This window comes from Rhizobium sp. 007 (genome assembly GCF_015353075.1).
In the GTDB taxonomy this organism is placed as follows: domain Bacteria; phylum Pseudomonadota; class Alphaproteobacteria; order Rhizobiales; family Rhizobiaceae; genus Rhizobium.
This window is the reverse complement of record NZ_CP064187.1, coordinates 67409-91557: the sequence shown is the minus strand read 5'-3', so window position 1 is coordinate 91557 and position 24149 is coordinate 67409. Positions and strand designations below refer to the sequence as shown.

Annotated in this window: 21 protein-coding genes, 1 tRNA gene and 1 pseudogene; 11 read left to right on the top strand and 12 right to left on the bottom strand. The window is 59.6% G+C overall.

Features of this window, described 5'->3' with window-relative positions; genetic code table 11:
• Positions 1-135: 135 nt before the first annotated feature.
• Positions 136-617 (bottom strand): annotated as a pseudogene (locus ISN39_RS00440) (RidA family protein).
• Positions 618-1117: 500 nt separating this feature from the next.
• Between ISN39_RS00440 and ISN39_RS00435 the strand changes: the two are divergent.
• The 3 genes from ISN39_RS00435 to ISN39_RS00425 all read left to right on the top strand — a co-directional run bounded on the left by ISN39_RS00435 (position 1118) and on the right by ISN39_RS00425 (position 3287).
• Entirely contained in the window at positions 1118-1609 is a 492-nt protein-coding gene (locus tag ISN39_RS00435) for a BA14K family protein (RefSeq protein WP_194728801.1), read from the top strand.
• A 246-nt stretch (positions 1610-1855) separates the two neighbouring features.
• Positions 1856-2068, top strand: coding sequence for a hypothetical protein (locus ISN39_RS00430; RefSeq protein WP_194728800.1), 213 nt, complete (start codon positions 1856-1858; stop codon positions 2066-2068).
• A 760-nt stretch (positions 2069-2828) separates the two neighbouring features.
• Positions 2829-3287 (top strand): YHS domain-containing (seleno)protein, encoded by a 459-nt coding sequence (locus ISN39_RS00425; RefSeq protein ID WP_194728799.1) that lies wholly within the window; start codon positions 2829-2831, stop codon positions 3285-3287.
• Here ISN39_RS00425 and ISN39_RS00420 read toward each other — a convergent pair.
• Both ISN39_RS00420 and ISN39_RS00415 read right to left on the bottom strand, forming a co-directional pair.
• Entirely contained in the window at positions 3284-5197 is a 1914-nt protein-coding gene (locus tag ISN39_RS00420; RefSeq protein ID WP_194728798.1) for an adenylate/guanylate cyclase domain-containing protein, read from the bottom strand. The genes ISN39_RS00425 and ISN39_RS00420 overlap by 4 nt on opposite strands.
• A gap of 662 nt (positions 5198-5859) precedes the next feature.
• On the bottom strand, positions 5860-7749 hold the full coding sequence (locus ISN39_RS00415) for an adenylate/guanylate cyclase domain-containing protein (protein ID WP_194728797.1): 1890 nt from the start codon (positions 7747-7749) through the stop codon (positions 5860-5862).
• Between the two features lie 514 nt (positions 7750-8263).
• On the opposite strand from ISN39_RS00415, the gene ISN39_RS00410 reads away from it, so the two are divergent.
• Positions 8264-8707: a nuclear transport factor 2 family protein gene (locus ISN39_RS00410; protein WP_074066482.1), complete on the top strand. Its 444-nt coding sequence runs from the start codon at positions 8264-8266 to the stop codon at positions 8705-8707.
• 635 nt (positions 8708-9342) lie between these two features.
• On the opposite strand, the gene ISN39_RS00405 is transcribed toward ISN39_RS00410, so the two are convergent.
• From ISN39_RS00405 to ISN39_RS00395, 3 genes are all read right to left on the bottom strand, one after another.
• A tRNA-Arg gene (locus tag ISN39_RS00405) sits at positions 9343-9419 on the bottom strand.
• Positions 9420-9542: 123 nt separating this feature from the next.
• Positions 9543-11045, bottom strand: a complete 1503-nt coding sequence (locus tag ISN39_RS00400) for a HAMP domain-containing sensor histidine kinase (protein ID WP_194728796.1) — start codon at positions 11043-11045, stop codon at positions 9543-9545.
• 144 nt (positions 11046-11189) lie between these two features.
• Positions 11190-13187, bottom strand: a complete 1998-nt coding sequence (locus tag ISN39_RS00395) for a methyl-accepting chemotaxis protein (RefSeq protein ID WP_194728795.1) — start codon at positions 13185-13187, stop codon at positions 11190-11192.
• A gap of 452 nt (positions 13188-13639) precedes the next feature.
• Between ISN39_RS00395 and rpmH the strand changes: the two genes are divergently transcribed.
• The 4 genes from rpmH (at position 13640) to yihA (ending at position 16784) form a co-directional block, all read left to right on the top strand.
• The gene (gene rpmH / locus ISN39_RS00390; RefSeq protein ID WP_016552555.1) at positions 13640-13774 is read left to right on the top strand and encodes a 50S ribosomal protein L34; all 135 of its coding nucleotides are present in this window, start codon (positions 13640-13642) and stop codon (positions 13772-13774) included.
• Positions 13775-13795: 21 nt separating this feature from the next.
• A complete protein-coding gene (gene rnpA / locus ISN39_RS00385) occupies positions 13796-14194 on the top strand; it encodes a ribonuclease P protein component (protein WP_039843758.1) in 399 nt (132 codons plus the stop codon).
• The gene (gene yidC / locus ISN39_RS00380; protein ID WP_194730060.1) at positions 14194-15984 is read left to right on the top strand and encodes a membrane protein insertase YidC; all 1791 of its coding nucleotides are present in this window, start codon (positions 14194-14196) and stop codon (positions 15982-15984) included. The genes rnpA and yidC overlap by 1 nt, the downstream gene beginning before the upstream one ends.
• Positions 15985-16127: 143 nt before the next feature.
• Positions 16128-16784 (top strand): ribosome biogenesis GTP-binding protein YihA/YsxC, encoded by a 657-nt coding sequence (yihA, locus tag ISN39_RS00375; RefSeq protein ID WP_022713523.1) that lies wholly within the window; start codon positions 16128-16130, stop codon positions 16782-16784.
• 45 nt (positions 16785-16829) lie between these two features.
• On the opposite strand, the gene ISN39_RS00370 is transcribed toward yihA, so the two are convergent.
• The 3 genes from ISN39_RS00370 to ISN39_RS00360 all read right to left on the bottom strand — a co-directional run bounded on the left by ISN39_RS00370 (position 16830) and on the right by ISN39_RS00360 (position 18754).
• Positions 16830-17387 (bottom strand): fasciclin domain-containing protein, encoded by a 558-nt coding sequence (locus ISN39_RS00370; protein WP_194728794.1) that lies wholly within the window; start codon positions 17385-17387, stop codon positions 16830-16832.
• A gap of 108 nt (positions 17388-17495) precedes the next feature.
• The gene (locus ISN39_RS00365; RefSeq protein ID WP_194728793.1) at positions 17496-18218 is read right to left on the bottom strand and encodes an anti-sigma factor; all 723 of its coding nucleotides are present in this window, start codon (positions 18216-18218) and stop codon (positions 17496-17498) included.
• Positions 18215-18754, bottom strand: coding sequence for a sigma-70 family RNA polymerase sigma factor (locus tag ISN39_RS00360; protein WP_074070142.1), 540 nt, complete (start codon positions 18752-18754; stop codon positions 18215-18217). The genes ISN39_RS00365 and ISN39_RS00360 overlap by 4 nt, the downstream gene beginning before the upstream one ends.
• A gap of 146 nt (positions 18755-18900) precedes the next feature.
• Between ISN39_RS00360 and argB the strand changes: the two genes are divergently transcribed.
• Entirely contained in the window at positions 18901-19788 is an 888-nt protein-coding gene (argB, locus tag ISN39_RS00355; RefSeq protein WP_039843756.1) for an acetylglutamate kinase, read from the top strand.
• Position 19789: 1 nt separating this feature from the next.
• Here argB and ISN39_RS00350 read toward each other — a convergent pair whose 3' ends face one another.
• Positions 19790-20569 carry an isocitrate lyase/phosphoenolpyruvate mutase family protein gene (locus ISN39_RS00350; protein ID WP_194728792.1) on the bottom strand — a complete coding sequence of 260 codons (780 nt, stop codon included), beginning with the start codon at positions 20567-20569 and terminating at the stop codon, positions 19790-19792.
• 12 nt (positions 20570-20581) lie between these two features.
• Positions 20582-21646, bottom strand: a complete 1065-nt coding sequence (locus tag ISN39_RS00345; protein WP_194728791.1) for a trifunctional transcriptional activator/DNA repair protein Ada/methylated-DNA--[protein]-cysteine S-methyltransferase — start codon at positions 21644-21646, stop codon at positions 20582-20584.
• A gap of 97 nt (positions 21647-21743) precedes the next feature.
• On the opposite strand from ISN39_RS00345, the gene ISN39_RS00340 reads away from it, so the two are divergent.
• On the top strand, positions 21744-22451 hold the full coding sequence (locus ISN39_RS00340; RefSeq protein ID WP_194728790.1) for a pyrimidine 5'-nucleotidase: 708 nt from the start codon (positions 21744-21746) through the stop codon (positions 22449-22451).
• A gap of 110 nt (positions 22452-22561) precedes the next feature.
• Entirely contained in the window at positions 22562-23215 is a 654-nt protein-coding gene (locus ISN39_RS00335) for an EF-hand domain-containing protein (protein ID WP_194730059.1), read from the top strand.
• Between the two features lie 47 nt (positions 23216-23262).
• Here the strand turns inward: ISN39_RS00335 and ISN39_RS00330 are convergent, their stop codons facing one another.
• Positions 23263-24129, bottom strand: coding sequence for an LOG family protein (locus ISN39_RS00330; protein WP_194728789.1), 867 nt, complete (start codon positions 24127-24129; stop codon positions 23263-23265).
• Between the last annotated feature and the right edge of the window lie 20 nt (positions 24130-24149).

Below are 24149 nucleotides of genomic sequence, written 5' to 3'. Positions count from 1 at the left end.
GCGACAAATCGACAGGGTCAATCTGAAAGGCATTGGTCAACCCTGGTTGCTCGGCCCTCGTGATTGTGAGCGCGCGGCTGCGGCGGCGCGCTCGACCGATTTCATTTTGAGCGATTGGGCTAGCAGCGTCGCCCGCTAGTGAAGCACGACCACGGCCTCCACCTCGAAGAGCATGGGGTCAATTGCAAGCTTGGGAACGGGAATCAGAGTCTGCGCCGGCAGCGCCTCGCCGAACATTTCCTTGACGTTCTTGGTCAACACGTCAAGCTTGGACATATCGTGATCGACCACGAAGACCGTGAGCTTGGCGACCTGATCCGGCCTGGCACCGAGCGCATCGAGGGCGGTGCGCAAATTTGCGTAGGCCTGCTGAACCTGGACAGCGAAGTCGGACGACAAGGCCCCGGTGCTGTCTTGGCCACCCTGTCCGGAGATGTAAGCCACCCGGGCTTGACGGCGCACAATCACCGCCATGCTGTAGCCATTCGGCGTCGGGTCGTAAAGGTTTTGTGGATTGACGATGGTCAGCCTGAGATCATTCTCGCCGTCGTCGCAGTGGTTCCCATCGTCATGATGATTAGCCCTCCGATAAGCAGATGCTTGATTGCATGTGACATGATTTTCTCTTGGCTCTGCGAACTGCGAGCAACGTACCCTCGCGGCCGGCAGGATTGAACTTAACCCATAGCTCATACAATTGGGTCGTACGTCGTACGATTCCAATCGCATCGTACGACGTACGAGTCAGTCTTCTGTCTGCCAGCCGAGCGTCTGCATTGGGGCAGAGCGGTCAGGTCTCGATTCAAGGGAACATGCAGTCACGAAATCTGCAGTTGTAGGATATCGCGTTGTCCAGACCGTTCCGGCGAACGTGTGGCCCCGGATCCGCGCGGCCGCCTGTTCTGGTAACTTTGGGGAGAGCGCTCGCGATCAACAAAATGCGTTTTTCGCGCGGGGCGATGCGACACCGCGAATGGGCATGAAAGAAAGCTTTCCTGCTAATGCATAATTCTCGAATCAAGATCGATTTTAGGGTAAAATTACGCAGCGCATTTGAGAGCTGCAGCGTCCTTTCGCCGTATTCGACGCGGGGCGCTGTAGAGGAAAGGTGAAGCCAATGAAAAGGTTAGCAATCGTTACCCTGTCGCTGGTGACGGCGCTGACGAGCGTCCCGTCGGCCATGGCGTTTCCCACCGTTGCCGTGCCGAAGATCGAAGTCCCAGAGGCGCAGCCGGTCCAGTACAGGCGTTACCGTGGCGGCTACAACCGTGGATACCGGGGCGGCTATCGAGGTTACCGCGGGCATAGACACCACAATGGTGACGACGATTGGGCTTGGGCACTCGGCGGGCTCGCGACCGGCGCAGTTATCGGCGGATTGCTGGCGCAGCCGAGGTATTATGGCCCCAGCTACTACGATCAGGGCTACTACGGGCCGACCTATTACCGTCCGCGCTACTACGCGCCACGCTATTACCGCCAGGTCTATTCTGGCGGCAACGCACATACGCGCTGGTGCTATGCGCGCTACCGGTCCTACAGGGCTTACGACAACACGTTCCAGCCCTTCTACGGTTCGCGACGCGCGTGCGCCTCACCCTACTATTGATTGCGGGCGTACTTTCTGGGCGACCGATGATCCAGGTTCCGTGAACCGTGGGCATGACCTGTGAGCATCGCCAATGCGCCAAAACGGGATCCGGCACAAAATGCCCGTCCGGATTAGTCGGCAGATCGCCAATCTGCAGTTCGGTAGAGCCGAACGATCCGAGGAGCGCACGTCATATAGGAAATGCACAATCTCCCTCTACGCAAGGATGCAGCGATAGGCTGCGTGCGGTCTCCGGAGGTTGCAATGTTTGTGGTGTCGATAGACGACGATGGCGAAGAGAGAAACTTTCTCGCGACCAATATCGAGTTCGGCGTCGGCGTCGTGTTCGCTGACATCTGCGGTAGGCGGAAGGTTTTCCGCAGTTGGGAGATCATTGACGTCGTTTCGGTCGATACAATGGACAGCGTCCTAAGGTGGGACGAACGGGGCGCACCCCAGCGACGGCGCCTGTGCTGACCCTAGACGACGCCAGCGCGGATCGCTTTCGCTACCGGCTGGACACGGGTGACCGAATTCAGTTTCCGCATGGCGTCGCGCAGACACCGAACGACGCGAACTGGCTCTAAATGCTTCGCTGTGAAGAGGAGTGGGGGCGTCGTCAATCTTGGGACGATCGAGAGATCGCTGGAGGTCGCCCTTGCCGAGATGGACGAAATCAATCCGGAACTGGCCCCTTACGGCATCACCGCCGCTTGGCGGGTGCATGAAACCGCTGCCGCATATGCCGTCGCCCCTTCATCCAGACCGACTTCTACGACTTCAGAGATGTGACGGAGATCAGAACGATGAGGAAGGCGTCACCGACGTCTTGGGGGATTACGGTCTGCTCGTGACCGACCTCCCATACGTTTCGTCGTTCTGGCCGCCGCATAGGCGACGGGCGAAAACATGTGTCCGGTATGGACCCTAGAAAAGATGGCGCACCCGACAGGATGAATCTGGGCACCGCTATGTCATTGCTGCGCCTATTGATTTCTGAGATCACCGCTCGGAGCAGAAAGGTCCGCCTTGCGCGCCATAAGCGGACGAAGAATGGAGCCCGGCGCCCCTGCAATGGGCGCCGGCCCTCACCACACTCGAACTCCGAAAATCTCCGAAACGTGTTGCGGCCGAGCGCTACAAGAGCGATAATTAGTGCTCGAACGGAATGACGCAGACGGCTTCGTTTGCCGCGGAGCCGTTCGCGGCCCCGGAAGGGCAAATCAGGGAATTCGCCATGCACAATGTCTCTCGGCGAAATGCCATTCGCCTCGTTCTGGCGGTCGCAGCCGCCCTGTTTGCGACCTCGATGCCCTCTTTTGCCACGGAAGCGGTTCCGCTGGCGATCAAGGGTTATGACCCGGTCGCCTATTTCACCATCGGAAGCCCCACGCGCGGGCTGCCGGAGATCGAGTACGAATGGGACGAGCACCGCTACCTCTTCGCGAACGCCGAGCATCGCGAGCTTTTCAAGGCCGATCCTGTTCGCTACGCGCCAGAGTTCGGAAATTTTTGTGCAATGGCGCTGGCCCTGGGCGAGCTCGACGAGGCCAACCCGGAGAACTGGCTGATCAGCGACGGAAAGCTTTATATTTTCAGCAAACCGGCCCCGATGGGACCCGCGCTCTTCCAGCAGGACCTTGATGCGAACATCGCGAAGGCCAACCAGAACCGCGCGCTACTTCAAGGACATTAGCGGTTCATTCTCTCGGCCGGTGGCAGGTCGCCTGTGACGGGGTAGAGGCGGGCCTTGCGGAATCCGTCGCGCAGATGTTCGAGATCGCCAGAGCTTAGAAACTTGGTTCCGAACTCCTGCGGGTCGAAGGTTGGGTCGATGCGGCGTATCATAGTCACGACACGCGCGGCGTCCTCCGCTCGATCGTCTTGTGCATAGGCGGCCGCCAGCAGGATACGGCTGAAGTTCGCGCCGGCAGTTGTTCGAAGACTAAGTTCCGCCTGTTCGATCGCCGCGTCGTAACGCCGTTTCAGATAGTAGGCCAGGCTCAGCGCAAAGCGATCGATCGCATTGAGATCGGGGTCGATATGCTGCGCCTGCTCCAAGGCCTCGATCGCCTCATCCGTCTGTCCCAGCCACAACAGGATGGTGCCGCGCCCGGCGAGGCCGTGAGCATCGTTCGGATTGATCGCAATGGCGCGCTCGATCTCAACCTTTGCCTGGTTGTATCTCTGACGAAAGAGGTGGATGTGGCCGAGAGTGATGCGCGCGCGCACGTCGGAATCATCAAGGCTCAGCGCCTTGATTGCCAGTTCCTCGGCACGGCTCAGGAAGGCGCTTGGCGATTCCGCCCAGCCCATCGAGCTGGCAATGTGATAGGTTTCGGCAAGTGCCGCATAGGCAGCAGCGTAGTTCGGGTCAAGCTCGATGGCGCGTCTGAGCAGGGCGCGCGCCTCCACATTGTTTGCATGCGTCGGGCTCTGCAATGCCGGCCTGGCGCGCAGCACGTAATCATAGGCTGCGAGATTTTCGGTTGGCTTTGCGAACACCCGATTTTGTTCGATCTGCGTCACGCGAATCGCCAGGACTCTGACGATGCGAGTGACAATGTTGTCCTGCAGCGCGAACACGTCCGCCAGCGCCTCCTCGAAGCGTGCAGACCAAATCACCCGTCCCTGCCTTGTGTCGACGAGTTGCGCGATGACCCGCACGCGGTCGCCGGTCTGGCGGACGCTGCCTTCGACCAGATAGCTGACGGCGAGACCGCGGCCGATCTCCTCCGGGCTTGCGGGCTTTCCCTTGTAGGGGAAGACAGCGTTCCACGACATCACGGTCAGCGCGGAGAACCGACCCAGTGCGTTGATGATATCCTGCGTCAATCCATCCGCGAAATACTCACGAGCCGAATCGTCGCTCTGGTTCAGGAACGGGAGAATGGCGATCGCGGGTTTTGTGCCGACTTCAGCACTTTTTGTGAATTGATCGCCAGAGCGCAGAATGCTGAGAAATTTCCACTCAGAGCCAAGACCGGCCCACAGCGCGCCTGCAGTAAGCAAAATCATCAGAGCCAGAGCGGCGAGCAATCCCCGGCGCCAGCCGGCGGGCGCCGGGGCGGCCGTGGCGTCGAGCCGCACGCGAAAGGCGCGCACCGGCCGAGCGATGTTCTTGAGCTTCTGTTCGCCGATATCCTCAAAGGCAATGTCGAGCTTGCCTTGCGCGTCTTCCTGCACGCGGCCCGATACGCAGATGCCGCCAGGCTCCGCGAGCCCCTCCAGGCGAGCCGCCACGTTGACGCCATCCCCGAAAATGTCGTCATCCTCGATGATGATGTCGCCGACATTGATGCCGACGCGGAACTCGATACGTTGTCCTGCCGGCGCCGCGACATTGCGTTCCGCCATGCCGCGCTGGATCTCGACGGCGCAGCGCACGGCCTCGACCACACTCGCGAACTCGACCAGCATCCCATCGCCGGTGGTCTTGACAATCCGCCCGCGGTGTTCGTTGATCTTTCGGTCGACCAGAGCACGCCGATGCTCCTTCAGCTGGGCGAGCGTACCTTCCTCGTCGTTGCCCATCAGCCGGCTGTAGCCGGAGATGTCGGCCGCTAGAATGGCCGTAAGTCGCCGCTCTACATGCTCGGTTGACAATGCGACTCTCCCCCGTGCGCTTCGGCCACTTTTTTCCGATAGCTCTGGGCTAAGGACTACGGAACCTGGGGTTCCGTAGTCCTTAGCCCCAAGGAGCCCCCAATCGAAGGCGAGCGTCGCGCCCACCGCTGGGGCGGTGGAACCGCGAACGCTATGACCTGCTCGGCCACACCCTCACCGATCTTTTGGCCCGCAACCACATCGGAGCGAAAATGGACGCCGGCCCACGTGCGCGCGTCGGCCGCCTGCTTGGCCGTCACGCTCCATCAGCGCGGAGTAGCCCACCACATCGGCAGCAAGAATGGCAGCAAGCTTGCGATCCACGACGGCGTTCTTTAAGACCACCTATGCCCGAGGAATGCACCGTAGCAGAAGTCGGAGGCATTGTATCGCCGCAAGGCCCTTTGCTGTGCATGCACCGGAAGGTCTGGAATGGGGTCAAAACCGGACGTCGCGCTACACGATATTGGAATGTACATCCCGATTGGCGCGCCCGAAGAGATGAAACTGGCACCACTATGTCATTGTTGCGCCTATTGATTTTTAAGATCACTTCCCGGAGCCGAGGGTCTACTTTGCGCCCAGATCTGGGCTTTCGCGGTCAGTGAAACGAAGGTCGCGTCTCGGACCCTTTGAGACGTTTGTCATTCGTGGCCGCCATTTTACGGCGAAGCACACTCCGGCAGGCGCAGCGGCTTCTTTATCTTCGCGAGCTCTTCCGCCTTGGCGCAGTCCGGGAAGGCGGCGAGCCGCATGGTTTCGATCAACCGCTGGCGCTCCGCTTCATTGAATCCGGGAATATTGACAAATCCCTCGACCGTCAAATTGGGAAACCGCCTGAGTGCGTCCGTTACTGAGACCTTCGCCTCTTCAGTTCGGCCAAGAGCCGCAAGCGCGCCAGAACGCATCACCCAGTGTTTCCTTCCATAGTTTTCCGGCGTCAAGCGGTCCAGCATCCGCAGGGCATCCTCATACCGGCCCGCCATGAAGTAGGCGTAAGTGAAAATCCTGGCGCTCCACATCGGAAAAGCGGGGTTGAGACTGACCGCCTTGTCGACCAGTTGCGCGCCGCGCTCAGGCTCGCCGAAGGTCGAGGCCCAACCGATGTAAAAAGTCAGAACCTCGAACTGGCCGGGAGCAAGGCGTAGCGCTGTGTCGAACTCTGCCTTGGCGCGCTCGAATTCGCCTCTGTCACCTAGAGTGATGGCATAAACAGCATGCGCCTCGGCATCGCTCGGATCGAGCTGGACGGCGCGCTCGGCAGCGTCGGTAGAGAGAGCCCGGTTATTTTCGGGTTCGACGCCGAAGTTGGACAGGAACCCGTGGGAATGGCTAAGTTCGACCCAGGCACGGGCAAGGCCAGGGTCCAATTCGACCGCGCGGGTGAGCAGCCTGACGGCCTCCTCGACATCCGCCTGATTGACTTGCTCGAGTTTTTCGGTGCCGAGCAGATAAAGTTCGTAGGCATTGAGATTCTCGGGCGGCTTCCGGTGGGCGGTGATGCGGCCCGCCTCCTGGACCAAACCTGCGCCGCCGCCGAGGCGGTTGGAAATCTGCTCGGAAATTTCGATCTGGATTGCGAACAAGTCCTCGTCCGGCCGGTCCCAGCGCTGCGACCAAAGATGTTTGCCCGTTTTGGCGTCGATGAGCTGCGCCGTAATTCTTACGCGGTCAGACTGACGCTGGATGGAACCCTCGACCACAAATCCTGCGCCAAGCGCCTTACCCACTTCACTCGGCACGGCGGGTTTGTCCCGGTATTGTTCAGTCGAGTTACGGGCGATCACCTGGAATTCAGGGAACCCCGCGAGATCGGTGATTATGTCCTCAATGAGGCCATCGGCGAGGCGTCCGGTCGCCTCGTCGCCGCCATAGTTATCGAACGGCAGCACCGCTACCGACGGTTTGCCGCTTACTGTCGCAGTCGGCCACAATTGCCAGACCGTTCCGGCCAAAACCAGAATAAGGACTGGCACGGCTGCTACTGCCCAAACCCAGCGCGGAGGCGATGACCGCGCTGGTTGGCGTGGGGCTTGTCCCTCAAAGATGACGCGGAAGGCGTGCACCGGTTCGGCGATATTCTTCACCTTCTGCTCGCCCATCGGCTCGAAGCCGAAAGCCAGCTTCTTCTCAACCTCCCTGGCGACCTTCGCCGAGACACAGATGCCGCCCGGGTCTGCCAGTTGCTGAAGCCTGGCCGCGACATTGACGCCCTCGCCATATCGGTCCTCGCCCTCGACGATCACCTCGCCGAGATTGATGCCGATCCTGACCCGGATCCGCTGGTCCTCGGGAACGGCGGCATTCCGTTCTGCCAGCCCGCGCTGCAGCGAGACGGCGCATTCCACGGCGTCCACCACGCTGCCAAATTCAGCGAGCATCCCGTCGCCCATTAGCTTGAAAATCTGGCCGTGATGGCGGGCAATCTCCGGCTCAAATAGTTCCTTGCGTCCCGCACGAAGGCGCTCGAATGTGCCAGCCTCGTCGCGTTCCATCAGCGCGGAATAGCCCACGACATCAGCAGCGAGGATGGCGGAAAGCTTGCGGTCCATTGGTTCGGCCCTAACCTCACCGGATTATAGGACTGGTCGCACTTAAATGAAACGACCGACCTCAACAGCGCTTCAGGGGAACCCGCGTTTCATCCAACACTTCTACTGAACGCCGCAGGCAGTCCCCCGGTGTGGAATGCCCATGTGAGCCCGATTGTTCGTGTGCCTCCCGCAAGTCGCTTGCAATGTGAGGACCGTCGTCGAACGCAGCCCCACGGACCGGTGTGGGTGGCGAAGCGGCGCATGGCCTAGCCTTAGCCTAAGTCCATTTCCGCAAGTTTCGAGACATTCGGGCTTGCCTCCCGGAATGGCCGACTTGGGTCACGGTTATGAGTTCTGAGTCCAAGCATATGCTGGCGAACTCTTGAAAAAACCGAATGAATTCAATAGAGCTGAATCCGCTCTTATGTGGCGACACAGAGTGAAGGCGCGAAATTTCCACTAGCTTCGTGTGTCGGTGTCGGATTGTCGTTCCCCCGTTCGTCCTCTGCTTGAACAGCACAGGAGAACGGCAATGAGCAACGAAACCAAAGTCAATATCGAAGAAGAGGCGATTATCGCCATGCTAACGATGCGCGCTTCCGCGCTCGGCGAAAAAGATGCCAAGGGCGCGCTTTCCTACGAAACCGAGGATTCTGTCGAGTTTTCGCTAGCACCGCCGCTCGTCTATCACGGCAAGGACGAGGCAGGCCTGCAGGCGTGGTTCAATACCTGGGAAGGTCCGATCGGTGGCGATGTTTGCGATGCCAAGCTAACGGTCGGCGGAGACGTTGCTTTCTGGAGTGGTCTGACGCGCATGACGGGAACTAAAACTGACGGCACCGAGGTCGATCTTTGGTTTCGTCAAACCCTTGGTCTGGTGAAGCGCGATGGCCGCTGGATGGTGTCCCACCAACATGCATCCGTGCCATTCGCCATGGATGGAAGCGGTCGCGCTCTGCTCGATCTCAAACCTTAAACGGCTGGCCTCAGGGTATCGATGTCCCCAGGCCGCCAACGGTAGAGCTTTACTTTGTTCGATGAGGTCCAGGCTCTGATGCCAATCTCAGCGCCTCTTCGCGACGTCTCTTTTCGCTCTCATTGAGAGGCGCACCGATCATCGCGATGGCTTCAAGCTCGGCTGCAGTTGCGGTCCGCCACTTCAAGAACCCGCGATCTCTGCCGAAGGTGCCGACGAATCTGCGATTGAGAAGTCGAGGTCGGATCACATCTCGCCCTGGTCGATTGCGCCCGCAAAGGATTCGACTGCACAGGATTCAGTATCCACACACCCTCAGGCAGGCCGCTGGAAAGCGGATACTGAAGGACTGGGATAAAGTATTTCCGGCTGTACTCTCGTGCTGTAATATTATTAAATTTTTTGATTTCGTAAATCCGTGGATATACATCGTATATTCAATAGTGTAACGGCTCCCTGCGCCGCATGGACGATTATACATTCAATCAGGAGTGCTTTTCTGCGCTGATGGGCGCGCCTGTTGTCAACTTTTCGATCAGACAATGGCTTCCGGAATCCGCGCTTATGGTGGTCATAGTCCGAGAACTGCGGGTGCGAGTCCGCGCTTATGCGGTGACACAGAGAACTAGAGAAATTGGCGCACCCGAAGAGATTCGAACTCCTGACCCCCAGATTCGTAGTCTGGTGCTCTATCCAGCTGAGCTACGGGTGCGTGCCAAAAGCGGGCCGTGCCGCTTGCGTGGGCGATCCTCTAAAGCGTCCTTTGGGCGAATGCAATAGCAATTCGAAAAAAATCACGACTTTGGTTGCAGATGGCTGAGTTGCGGAATTTGCATCACTTTTCCGCCTGGGTGCGCGAACGATAGTCCTCCAGCGAAACCGGCCGGTCCGGGATTTCGATGCGGAACTGCGTGCCGGCAGCAGGCTTTTCGACGAGGGCGATCGTGCCGCCATGCGCAAGGACCAGTTCGCGCGCGATCGTAAGTCCGAGGCCTGTGCCGCCGCTGCGGGCCGAACCGCGGAAGGCCGCAAAGAGATTCTGCCGGGCCTTCATCGGCATGCCTGGCCCGGTATCGTCAACGATGATGCTGACGACGCTGCCGACACGCTGCGCCGAGACAGTGATGCGTTTGACGCCGTCAGGGGCAGTTTCGCCGGTCAACGCCTGCAACGCGTTCCGGCAGAGATTGTGAATCACGCGGAAGAGCTGCTCGCTATCGGCATCGACCTCTATGTCCGGCGGCATCTGCTCGGCAAACTCAACGCCGCTCTGCGGATCTATCGCCAGCATATCCCGCACGTCCTGCGTCAGATCGTAGAGCCTGACCCGCCGTCGGCGTGGCGCCGATTCGCTTGCCTGACCAAAGGAGAGCACTTCCGTCGTATAGCCGACCGCGCGATCGATCGTGCGCAGCAGCTTCGGTGCGAAGCTCTTAACCATCGGGTCATCGACATCTACGAGACGGTCTGACATCAGCTGCGCCGAGGCGAGGATGTTGCGCATGTCATGATTGATTTTTGAGACCGCAAGGCCAAGTGCCGCAAGATTCTTCTGCTGCTTCAGCGTCTTTTGCAGTTCCATCTGCATCGCCGTCAGACGCCGCCCCGCGACCGCCAGTTCGTCGCGCCCGCCATCGCCCACGAAGACATGCTGCGGGTTTTCCGGATCGGCTGAAAATTGCTGCATGTTGCCGGTCAGCCTGCGGATCGGGCGGATCAGGATGCGATTGATGACGAAGAAAATCAGCGTCGCGGTAAAGAGCGAGATCAGCACGGAGAGGAGCAGAACATTGCGTGCATAGACGAGCATCGCCATGCGCAACGGCTTTTCCTTCATCAGCACTTCGACGCCCATGTTCGTCTCGCCGACCGGGCCGTAAACGCGGATGATGCGGTTGCCGCCAAAAAGCAGCGTATCCAGCGCGTCTCCCATGGAACTGATCGGCGTGGCCTTGGTCAGGTCATACTGCTCATCGACGGATGTCGGCATGCTGCTCATCGCGAGAAGCCTGGAGGTACCTTCCTTGCGAAGAACGATCGCCTTCGTGCCGGTCGCCGCCAATGTTTCCTTCTGCAAAGCGTACGGCAGTTCGACGGGCTGCAGGCCATCGATAACGATGGCAGCGGCGGCAGCCGTGTTCAGCTTGTCCTCCAGCCAGCGGATGCGCATGCTCGCAATGGAAGGGAAGAAGATCAGCACTTCGGCGAGCATGATGAACAGGACGGTCAGCCAAAGCAGCTTGCCCGACAGGCCGCCGAACGCACCCGCCGGACGGCCGTTTGCGCCGTCCGCCGCAATGTCGACAGTCGAATTTCCGCCTTGCTGTTGCTCCGGCATCGTCATTTCCGATCGGCTAAGCGCCTGAAACCAGACTTCTATATTAGCCGATCGAAGTGCGCTTTCAAATCTTCGCGAGCGACGGCAAGCCGTCACAAAAGAAAACGCCGCCCGGAGGCGGCGTTTTCTGACTGTCGAAGATACTCAGAATTCTTCCCAATTCTGCGCGGCAACCGCTGCGTTGCCGTTGAAGGCCCGCGAGACGGTCTTCATCACGCGGCGCGCCGGCGAGGCGACCGGACGGTGTTCTTCGCGGCGGGCAACGGCCAGCGGCGCTGCAGCAGCATTCGAAATCCTGAAATGGGCAATAAGATTGACGAGACCGTCGGCTTCTGCGGAGAGCTTGTGCGTCGCAGCCGAGGTTTCCTCGACCATCGCCGCATTCTGCTGCGTCACCTGGTCCATCTGGTTTATGGCGGTGTTGACCTCCTTGAGGCCGGTCGATTGCTCCTTGGCCGCCGTCGCTATCGAGTGAATGTGATCGTTGATCGCGATGACGCGGGTTTCGATCTCGCCAAGCGCCTCGCCGGTTGCCTGCACCAGCTTCACACCGACGTGAACCTCATCGCCGGACTTGGTGATGAGCGCCTTGATGTCCTTTGCGGCCGTTGCCGAGCGCTGGGCGAGCTCGCGAACCTCCTGCGCGACGACGGCAAAGCCCTTGCCTGCTTCCCCGGCGCGTGCCGCTTCGACGCCGGCGTTCAGTGCGAGAAGGTTGGTCTGGAAAGCAATCTCGTCGATTACGTTGATGATCTGGCTGATTTCGCGCGATGCCTGCTCGATGCGGCCCATGGCATCGACCGCGTTACGGACGACGACGCCGGAGCGGCCGGCATCATCCTTCGCTTCCGAGACCATGATGCTGGCTTCCTGCGCCCGTTCCGTCGAGTTCTGCACGACGGCCGTGATCTCGTCGAGAGCTGCGGAGGTCTGCTCGAGGGCTGCCGCCTGCTGTTCCGTGCGCCTGGAGAGATCGTCACTGGCAACGCGGAGCTCGTTGGTGTTGCCGTTGATCGCTTCGGTGGTCTCGCGGATCTCGCGCATGGTCGTCTGTAGCGTCTGGAACGTGTTGTTGACGTTCTGCTGCAACTCGGCGAAGGCGCCTTGGAAGTCGCCGCGCATGGTCTGTGTCAGATCGCCATCCGCAAGACTTGCAATGACGCGGCGGGTTTCGCCGACGCCGGCATCGACGCTCGAAAGCAGCGTGTTGATATTGCCTGCGAACTGATTGAGATTGTCGTCCTCATAGTCCTTCTCGATACGGCGGCTGAAATCACCAGCAGCCGCGGCAGCGACCACCACAGACATGCTCGACTGCAGGTCGTCGCTCTTGGTGCGCATGGCCGCTTCCTGTGCATGCAGACGCTTGATGGCCAAGCCGTTCTCCTTGAAGACGGCGACGGCGGCGGCCATCTCGCCGATCTCGTCCTTACGGCCGGCATAGGGCACATCCGCGTCGAAATTGCCGTTGGCGACTTCATTGATGGCGGTCGTTACGCGCTTGATCGGACGGCTGAGATGATTGGTGCCGATGTAAACGCCCATGCCGACGCCTGTCGAAATGCCGACGCCGGCAATGGCAAGCACGAGCCAGAACAGCGAAGCACGGAAGGCTTCGATCTCGGCATCGACGACCTGCAGCTCGGCCTTGTCGGTCTTTACGATCGCATCGATCTCGGCCTGGAAGGCCTTTCGGTTCGCGCGGTTGGCTTCATTGTTGCCTTGGGTGTTGGCGGCTGCCGGCCCGACTTCAGTGCCGAGACGGGCCGTTTCGGTGCGGAAGGTGCGGAATTCCTTGGCGCGCTCGACGAGCTTTCCGAAGCTTTCCTTCTGGCTCTCGGGAACGAGCGGCGCCCATCCGGCGATGACCTTGTCGATCTCGTCGAGGTCCGCCATCAGTCCCTTGGCGAAGTTGCCGGTATCCTTGATTTCCTTCGCCGCGTAGATGCCGCGGGCTTCCATAACTGTCGCTGTCACGAAGCGGTTGAGCCGCTCGCCAGCATAGGCACGCTGTGAGGCACTCTTATAGGCGCTGAATTTGTTGTTGTACTCGTTCATGGCAATAAGGGCGGTTGCGCCAATAACAAGGGCAACAGCTGCCATAACAGAAACGAGCAAATTGATCTTGCCGCGGATTTTCAACGGAATGCCTCCTGAGGGACTAACGACAGTCTGGAAAGCACATTCCCAGCCGATAGAATGAAGATCGGCTAAATGTCTTAATGTTACATTTCGAATGCGATGGTTTAGTACTACAAAAAATTACCCATATTATCCGCCCATCGACGGCATTCTTCGCAAAAATTGCATAAACCTGAGTAAAAATATCACCGATGGCATACCCATCAAGACAAAATCAGCAAAATTCAACCTTTCGACGTGTTGAGCACAATAGTTAATACCATAATGCGAATTTTTGCAGTCCTAAACGGCTGACCGATGAATCACCGGGCGATAATTGACTTCTTGAGGCTTCATCCGTATAAGCCGCCGCACGTTCGGTCACTTCGGTCTTTGGCCTCGCCCGTTCGAAAAACAACGCTCCTTGCAATATGCAAATTCAAGAAGGGCCGCACTCCGCGGTGTTTAAATAAATGAAGCGTACCTACCAACCATCGAAGCTTGTCCGCAAGCGCCGCCACGGTTTCCGTGCGCGTATGGCTACCAAGGGCGGCCGCAAGGTCATCGTTGCCCGCCGCGCGCGTGGCCGCAAGCGTCTTTCGGCCTAAGGCCGGATTGCCCGATAACAGATGGCGGGCGAATTGACGACCACTGAAAAAAACACTGCAGGGCGGTTGAAAAGCCGCCCGCAGTTTCTTGCTGTCCGCAACGGCGAAAAGCGCAAGGGTGGCCTCTTCCTGCTCGAGGTTCTCGACCGGAAAGAGCCCGAAACCGAAGCGCGCGTCGGCTTCACCGTCACAAAAAAACATGGCAACGCGGTCGAACGGAACCGCATGCGCCGCCGCCTCAAAGAGGCGGTGCGGCTTCATGTGGGGTTTGCAATGCAGCCCGGACACGACTATGTGGTTGTCGCGCGAAGAGACTGCCTGACGGCGTCCTTCAAGGAATTGAGCGCGGAGCTTAAGGCACGCGTCGAAAACAAGCCGAAACACAGGCGATCCTCCGACGGACGCCCCAGGAACGTATGATGCAAAACAACCGCAATTATTTCATTGCGATCGCTCTCTCGGTGCTGATCGTTCTCGGCTGGCAGTTTCTTTACATGAACCCGCGCATCGAGGCTCAGCGCAAGGCTCAGGAAGCCCAGAAAGCGCAGCAGCAGAGCGAGCAGACACAGGCTCCTGCTGCAGGCGGCCAGCCCGCACCGCAGACAAGTGGCGCCGCGCCGACCGGCCAGGCCGCCGCGACCGCAACGCGCGAGGAAGCGCTTGCAAAGGCGCCGCGCGTCGCCATCGACACGGAAGCGCTCTCTGGCTCCGTCAACCTGGCAGGTGCCCGCCTCGACGACCTGAAGCTCAAAGGTTATCACGAGACGGTCGACAAGAGCAGCCCGATCATTACGCTTTTCTCGCCGGCTGACACCAAGGACGGCTACTTCACCGAACTCGGCTATATCGGCAGCGATCAGACCGGAGCAGTTCCCGGTCCGTCGACCGTATGGACGGCGCCGGAAGGCGCCAAGCTCACCGACAAGTCACCGGTGACGCTGACCTATACCAATGACAAGGGCCTGACCTTTGCGCGTACGATTTCGGTCGACGACCGCTACATGTTCACCGTCACGGACAAGGTGACGAACAGCGGAAGCACTCCGGCTTCCATTTCGTCCTACGGGCGCGTTACCCGCTACAACAAGCCGACGACGCCCTCCGTCTACGTCCTGCACGAAGGCTTCATCGGCGTCATTGGCGACGGCCTGGTCGAGAGCAAGTACTCTGCCGTCGAGGAGGAACCCGTCACGCCCGCCAAGTCCACCGGCGGCTGGCTTGGCATCACCGACAAGTACTGGGCCGCAACGATCGTGCCGCCGCAGAAATCGGCTTATGAGGCTCGCTTCTCGCATTTCACCGATGGCCAGCCACGCTATCAGGCCGACTATAAGGAAGACGCCGTAACGGTTGCTCCCGGACAGTCGATCGAGCTCAAGAACCTCGTCTTTGCCGGCGCCAAGGAAGTTCCGGTCATCGACGGCTACGAGGCCTCTTACCAGATCCCGCGCTTCGACCGCCTGATCGACTGGGGCTGGTTCTATTTCATCACCAAGCCGATGTTCAAGCTGATGGATTTCTTCTTCCGCTACTTCGGCAATTTCGGCGTCGCGATCCTGATGACGACGATCGTCGTCAAGGGGCTGTTCTTCCCGCTCGCCAGCAAGCAATACGCCTCGATGGCGAACATGAAGCGCGTGCAGCCGAAGATGGAAGAGCTCAAAGCAAAATTCGGCGACGACCGAATGGGCCTGCAGCAGGCGATGATGCAGCTCTACAAGGAAGAGAAGATCAATCCGATTGCCGGCTGCTGGCCGATCGCCCTGCAGATTCCGGTCTTCTTCGCGCTCTACAAGGTCATCTACATCACGATCGAAATGCGGCACGCGCCGTTCTTCGGCTGGATTCAGGACCTCTCGGCCCCCGATCCGACCACGATCGTCAACCTCTTCGGCCTGCTCCCCTTCGAAGCGCCCGCCCTCCTACATCTCGGCGTATGGCCACTGATAATGGGTGTGACGATGTTCGTGCAGATGCGCATGAACCCGACGCCGCCCGACCCAACGCAAGCGATGATCTTCAACTGGATGCCGCTGGTCTTTACCTTCATGCTGGCAAGCTTCCCGGCCGGCCTCGTCATCTACTGGGCCTGGAACAATACGCTCTCCGTTATTCAGCAGGGGGTAATCATGCGCCGCCACGGTGTGAAGATCGAGCTCTTCGACAATCTCAAGGGCTTGTTCCGGCGAAAACCGGCGCCATCGAAGTGAATGAGCGAGCCTCGCTTCGGCGGGGCTTTTTCTTTTCGGCAACCTGTTTTCAATGAGGGCCTATCAGGGACCGTTGGTTGACAAAATCATGCGAAACCTGAATGCCTTATGCGCAATGGATTAGGACGCGCTGGAAAAGTGGAATGACGCAAAACAACGAAAAGCCACTCTTCGGGCGGCCGTGGATCTTCATCCGCGGTGTGCCTTCCATGAAGTTTCTGCCACCGGAAGGGCCGCTGGAAGTGGCGTTCGCCGGGCGCTCGAATGTCGGCAAGTCGTCGCTCATCAATGCGCTTGTCGGACATAAGGGACTGGCGCGTACCTCGAATACGCCGGGCCGGACGCAGGAGCTGAACTACTTCGTTCCCGAGGGTTATTCCGGCGAAGGCGGCGACCTGCCGCCGATGGCGCTCGTCGATATGCCGGGCTACGGTTATGCGCAGGCGCCGAAAGACCAGGTCGACGCCTGGACGAAACTCGTGTTCGATTATCTGCGCGGCCGCGCTACGCTGAAGCGCGTCTACGTGCTTATCGACAGCCGCCATGGAATCAAGAAGAACGACGATGACGTTCTGAGCCTGCTCGACAAGGCCGCCGTTTCCTACCAGATTGTTCTCACCAAAACCGACAAGATCAAGCCGCCCGCGGTCGCCAAGCTGCTCGCGGAAACGGCAGAGAAGATCAAAAAGCGTCCGGCGGCCTTCCCATTCGTTATTGCCACTTCTTCCGAGAAGAGCGAGGGATTGGATGAGTTGCGCCAAGCCATTGCCGAAACGGTCGAGATCAAAAACTGGAATTGAACGGAGGCGCACCAGAGGCGCCTCCCCCCTTCGTCCTTAGATCCATCACGTCTTAGGCAGAAGCACCCTGTCGACGACATGGATTACGCCGTTCGACTGCTTGACGTCGGCGATCGTCACACGTGCCGTGCCTCCCATTTCATCGGTCAGCGTGATCTTGCCCATGCTTTCCTTGGCTTTCAACACGCAGCCGCCCACTGTCTTGATGTCGTGTTCGCCGCCATCGTCCTTGATCATTTTGGCGACGGTCTTCGCCATCGCATCTGCTGCAACCACGTGGCAGGTCAGCACCTTGACGAGCGCGGCCTTGTTTTCCGGCTTGAGAAGCGTCTCGACCGTGCCCTTCGGTAGGGCGGCGAAGGCCTCGTTCGTCGGTGCGAAAACCGTGAACGGACCTTTGCCTTCGAGCGTGCCGACAAGCCCGCCGGCCTTCACCGCCGCGACCAGGGTGGTGTGGTCCTTCGAGTTAACGGCATTGTCGATGATGTTCTTCGTCGGGAACATCGGAGCGCCACCCACCATGGGGTTGGCGGCCTGCACAGCAAAAGCGATTGCGGATACGGCAGTGGCAAGCGCAATGGTGCGCAAAGCTGGCTTCATCATGATCATCCTCCTCACGTCCGGCGCCGGTTCGCGTGCGGAATGCCTCGGCCCGCCCGGACACCGAGATGTACGAGGCGATGCAGAAAGAGTTTCAGAAGAGACAATTTTTTAGCGGCGATGCGTGGTGCCACTGGCGACAACCGGTCCTGTCGGTGCGCCGGTCGTCGAACCGCCAAAAGGCTCGAGGCTGACGGCGAGCGTCGCACCATCGGCAATGCCGCCGCGCAGATCGGCAGGAATGACAAGCTCGCCATCTTCATCCGACTGGAAAATGCCGAGCGACTTTGGAGTGCCGCTTCCCGGCACCAGCCAGAGCTCCAGTGATTTTTTCTCAGCCCCGCCCGCCGCAACGGGAACGATGCGGAGGCGGCCGCTTTGGACGTCGTAAGAGGCAAGCAGATTGACCTGGCTGTCGGCGGACGACAATTCGGCAACCAGTTGCGATTGACCTTTCGGCGGTGGAACGTTGCCGGAGGCGAAAATTATAGCTCCGATCGCAACGACCAGAGAAGCGAAGGTCAGCGAGCGCCAGAAGACGGCGGAATTCCAAAGGCCGCGCGAAAAGGATCGCGAAAGCTCCGGTTCGCCGAAAAGGCGTGCCTCGATCTGCTTGAAGGTCTCCCGGCCCGGGCTCGCGGCCACTTCATACTCGTCGTTGAAAGCAGAGAGGTTCGTTTCCCAGCGGCTGACGATTGCGGCAAACTGGCGGTCCCGGCGCATGCGCTCCTCGACCACCCGGCGATCCTGAAACGAAAGAACACCAAGCACGTACTCGCCGGCGAGCACTTCATCACGGGAGCGGCCTCCCTTGCTTTGATCCGGCGATGTCATCGCTCCATGCACTCTCTCAGCTTCAAAAGGCTGCGCCGCAGCCATGTCCGCATGGTGTTCAGCGGAACGCCAAACTGATCGGCAAGTTCCTGATAGCTCAGTCCTTCGACATAGGCTTTCTTCACCGCCTGCGCCCGATCAGCTTCCAACTCTTCCATGCAGGTGTCAATCCGCCTTCCTTCATCAGACAACATGGCCTGCTTTTCCGGGTCGAGGGCAGGATCGGGAAGATCGTATTCACCGTTCAACTCGTCGGCGACAGGCTTTCGCGCCCGCATCGTATCGATCGCCTGGTTGCGGGCAATCGCCGCGAGCCAGGAGGACGGCGTACCCTGGTTGGCCACGAAGGCCCCGGAGCGCTGCCAGATCTTTGTATAAACCTCCTGCAACGCCTCCTCGGCTTCAATACGATCGTTCAGGATACGCAGGCATATGGAGAAAAGTTTCGGGCTCGTCGCCTTGTAGAGATCGGCGAAAGCCTTCCGGTCGGCCATGGCGATGCGGCCTATCAATTGCGCGATTTCCTCGCTCGTCATGCCGCGGCCCATCTGTCTTTGACACGATGCCAATAAACGGCGGCCGGCTCAAATTGACAAGAGGCACAGCAACTAATGCGCAGGGCATTATTCCATCTGTCAAGAACTTGAGATAAAAGGCCGCGATCTATTCTGCGGGGTATGCCATGAACCAGTCCGAAAGCGAAACCCAAGCACGCCTTCTCGCACAGGCGCTGCCTTTCATGCAGCGTTACGAGAACAAGACGATAGTCGTCAAATACGGCGGCCATGCCATGGGCAATCCCGAGCTCGGCAAGGCCTTCGCCAGCGACATTGCGCTTTTGAAGCAATCCGGCGTCAATCCGATCGTCGTCCACGGCGGCGGTCCACAGATCGGCGCGATGTTGACGAAGATGGGCATCGAATCGAAGTTCGAAGGCGGTCTTCGCGTCACCGACGCCAAGACCGTCGAGATCGTCGAGATGGTGCTTGCCGGCTCCATCAACAAGGAGATCGTGGCACTCATCAACCAGACGGGCGAATGGGCGATCGGGCTTTGCGGCAAGGACGGCAACATGGTCTTTGCCGAAAAGGCGCAGAAGAAGATCAAGGACCCGGATTCGAACATCGAGCGCGTGCTCGATCTCGGCTTCGTCGGCGAGGTCGTCGAAGTCGACCGTACGCTGCTCGACCTGCTCGCCCGTTCGGAAATGATCCCGGTCATCGCCCCGGTCGCGCCCGGCCGCGACGGCGCGACCTACAACATCAATGCCGACACCTTCGCAGGCGCTATCGCTGGCGCACTGAATGCCACGCGCCTGCTCTTCCTGACGGACGTTCCCGGCGTGCTCGACAAGCAGGGCAACCTCATCAAGGAGCTCTCGGTTTCGCAGGCGCACGCGCTGATCGCCGACGGCACGATTTCCGGCGGCATGATCCCGAAGGTCGAAACCTGCATCGACGCGATCAAGGCCGGCGTCCAGGGCGTCGTCATCCTGAACGGCAAGACGGCCCATTCCGTGCTGCTCGAAATCTTCACCGAACACGGCGCCGGAACGCTGATCGTTCCGTGATTCAAGCTTGGCCCGCGGCGGCGAAGACCGCCTCGGCTGCCTCCTTCAGCTTTTCCATCATTGCGCGGTAGGGTCCCGGCCCATAACTGACACGGCCGACGCCGAGCTTTGCCAACGTCTTCACATCCGGCACGCCTTGCCGCATCATGATGTTGACCGGCAGCGTAACGGCTTCGCACACTCGGCGGATCAGGTCCTGGTTCGACAATCCCGGCGCAAAAAAGCCGCTGGCGCCAGCCTCTGCATAGGCGGCTGCCCGCTCGATCGCCTCATCCACCAGCGGCACATGCCGGTCGGGATCGGAGAACTTGAGGAACAGGTCGGTGCGGGCATTGATGAAGAACGGAATGCCCTTAGCCTCGGCCATCTCGCGGATGGCGCGGATGCGTGCGGCCTGCTTATCGATGGGATGCAGCCCGCTGCCGCCAACCACCTGGTCCTCGAAATTGATGCCGACGGCGCCTGCATCAATCAGCCTGGCGGCGTTGGCAGCGGCTCCCGCTTTGTCGGTCGAATAGGCGCCCTCGAAATCGACGGAGAGAGGCAAGTCGTTGGCCGCAGTGATCGACCGCACCGTTGCGACAAGCGCTTCCAGCGGGATTTTTTCGCCGTCCGCATAGCCTTGCGCCGCAGCAACCGACCAGCTGCCGGTCGCCAGTGCCTTGGCGCCTGCGTCGCTGACAGCCTTCCCCGTGCCAGCATCCCAGATATTATAGAGGACGACCGGATTGCCCTTCTGATGCAATGCGCCGAACGCCTTCGCCTTTTCCGCCTGGTTCATGGAACGTCCTCCTCAAACAGCCCCTTTGGGCCGCATTTTTCCTTCGTGCCTCAAAAGCCATTGCTTGCGCCAGAGCCCGCCGCCATAACCGGTCAGTGATCCGTCTGCGCCAACCACGCGATGGCAGGGGATGACGATGGCAAGCTGGTTTGCGCCGTTGGCGCGGCCGACCGCGCGCACCAGCTGCGGGTTTTCCATTTCCCTGGCCAGATCACCATAAGCGCGTCTTTCTCCGACAGGTATTTCCCGAAGCTTCGCCCAGACCGCCCGCTCGAAGGCGGTGCTGTTGCCGAGCGCCAAAGGGGTTTTGAAGTTCGCGGATTGACCGTCGAAATAGGCGCGCAGCTCGGCATCGATCTGTTCGATCGCAGGCGTTCTTCCGGCGGCAACCAAGGAGCGTGTCTTGCGCTGCAGGTTTTCCAGCTCAGCCTGAAGCGCCTTCCGATCGTGGAACTCCAGAAGATGCAGATGCGTCTGATCGGCCACCGCGACCATCGGCCCGAGCGGCGTTTCAAACCAGTCTGCGAAGAGCAGCTCGCGGTTCTGCGACATAGCAGGCGCCTTGCCGATCAACCGCTGAAACGCGGCGCGAAACCCGCTGCCCGACTCGTAACCTGCATCCAGCTGGACATCGATGACGCGGGCGCCGCTCGCAAGCTGCCTTGCTGCCTCGCCGAGTCGGCGGTAGCGGGCGATGTCTAAGAATGTCATGCCCAGCGACCGTTTGAAAGCGCGCCGCACGGTGGAGGGATCGTAACCCTTGCGGACCAGATCATCCTCGGTCCAGCGCGCCGCCGGAGCGCAGTCGAGCGCTTCCAGCAGCTCGTCGACGATCGGTTCCTTGCCCGCCTGTTCCAGCGGCTTGCAGCGCCGGCAGGGCCGGAAGCCGGACTGCATGCAGGTGGCGATGGAATCGTAAAAGAGCGTGTTCTCCCGTTTCGGCTTGCGTGCGGGGCAGGTCAACCGGCAGAAGACGCCGGTCGTTCTCACGCAGACATAGGCAAGCCCCTCGTAATCGGAGCTGCGGGCGATCAGCGCATCATAAAGCGTGTCTTCATTGGGAAGATCGAAAAGCATGAGAGCCTTTTATCATCCCTTCCCTTTTCCGTCCGTCGAAAATCGGGCGTCTATTTTTTTGTTCGGCAATTTGCTTGGCCCATGCCATAACGCCGCCATGACCAAGATAGATCGCACTCCGACCAAAGCCGATTTTGCGCATGTGACCGAATGGGTCTTCGACCTCGACAACACGCTTTATCCGCATCACGTCAATCTCTTCGCGCAGATCGACAAAAACATGACGGCCTATGTCTCGGCGCTTCTCCAGATGGAGCGGGACGAGGCGCGCAAGCTGCAGAAGCAATATTATCTCGATCACGGCACGACCCTGCAGGGTCTGATGATCCATCACGGCGTCGACCCGAACGACTTTCTGGAAAAGGCCCATGCCATCGACTATTCGAGCCTCACGGCTCAGCCCGAATTGGGTGCGGCGATCAAGGCACTTCCGGGCCGTAAGTTCATCTTCACCAACGGCAGCGTCAAACATGCCGAAATGACGGCCGGTGCACTCGGCATTCTCGAACATTTCGACGACATCTTCGACATCGTCGCCGCCGAATTCGTGCCGAAGCCGGCGCAGGTTACCTATGACAAGTTCATGGCACTGAAACGAGTCGCAACCGGCAAGGCGGCCATGTTCGAGGACCTGCCGCGCAACCTTGTGGTTCCAAAGGCGCTCGGCATGCAGACTGTGCTGCTCGTGCCGAACAATCTTGAGGAAACCGTCGTCGAATGGTGGGAACAAACGAGCGGCGACGAGGACCATATCGATTTCGTCACCGACGATCTGGCTGCGTTTCTGGCAAGGGTCGTGGACTAGATTACCAAGATTTCATTCAACTTGCCGATGTTTAATTGGTCAGATTGACGCATCGGTCCTACCTTTCGAGCGTGATCCCCAGCGAGATTGCGAACCCGAAAGGAAATATGATGTCTCGGAACAAGCTGATACTGATCGCACTTTCCTCCGTCATGATCGGTGCTGCAGCCGACGGCAGTTTTGCCGCTCCAGGCGACAGGGCCCGCCAACCGCCGCGCCAGATGACGGGCGACGGTATGCGCGCTGAAGCAATGCGCGAGGTTGCCTTTGTGCGCATGTTGAAGCAGTTCGACACCAACAAGGACGGCCAGATTTCCAAACAGGAAGCCCAGGACGGCATCGAGAAGGTCTTTGCCGCGATCGATACGAACAACGACGGGGCGCTGACACCGGGCGAAATCCGCAAGCACCATGAAGCCCAAATGGAGGACCGCAACGCACCGGATGACCAATTGGGTGCCAATGACGACGCGGTGCCTAACGCTCCGCAGACGGCCGACAACGGTGGCCAGCCGAAGATACCGAAGCGCGCCGAGCATGACCGCGGCGGCGCCGATCGCGGCCCAGGCGACAAGCGCTGGGGGATGCGCGACGGTGGCAGGATGATGTTTACGTCGATGATGCGCCGCATGGACACCGACGAGAACGGCCAGATCTCCAAGCAGGAAGCCGAGGCAACCTTCGACAAGTTTTTCATCCGCATGGATCGCAACAAGGACGGCGCGATCTCGATCGATGACATGCCTAATCGGCCGTTCCTGTAAGCACGGACTTACCGCTATTGAGGCCGTCGCACATCGTGGCCGGTTTTCTATTCCTGATGCTCATAGAAATCCTGGATGATCTTCCAGGCGGCATCTGCCGTATCGACGAAGCTGATCAGCGTCACGTCGTCAGGCGCGATCGTCCCGAATTCGGCAAGTGCGTCGAAATTGACGATGCTTCGCCAGAACTTCTCGCCGAAGAGAATGAGCGGCATCTTTTCCATGCGTCCCGTCTGGATCAACGTCAGGCATTCGAAGAATTCGTCGAGGGTTCCAAAGCCGCCCGGGAACACCGCAATCGCTTTCGCGCGTACCATGAAATGCATCTTGCGGATCGCGAAGTAGTGGAAGTTGAAGCTGAGCTCCGGCGTCACATAGGCGTTCGGGGCCTGCTCGTGAGGCAGCACGATATTGAGGCCGATCGAGGGCGCGCCTTCGTCGGCTGCTCCGCGGTTGCCCGCCTCCATGACGCCCGGGCCGCCACCGGTGACGATCACATATTCATGGAAATCGAAACCAGCGGAATATTTCGAGCAGAGCCGGGCGAACTTGCGCGCTTCGTCATAATAGATGGACGCCGCCTCCAGATTGGCGCGCTGCATGTCGTTGCGGGCTGCCCATGCGCTCTGACCGGGGGCCGGAATACGCGCGCCGCCGAACATGACGACGGTGGATTTGATGCCGCGTTCCGTCAACATCATCTCGACCTTCAAAAGTTCAAGCTGGAGACGGATCGGCCGCAGTTCCTCGCGGCAGAGAAAGTCGTCGTCGGCATAGGCCAGGCGGTAGGAAGGAGAAAGCGTTTGCGGCGTCTTCGGCACGGCGAGTGCGCGATGCCTGTCGATCTCGCTCGACTTCAGCGGAGCCCAGACTCCGTCCTTGCGCCTGAGCTTGCCGTTTTTTCCCTTCGCCATTTCAGAATGCCCTTCAAAAA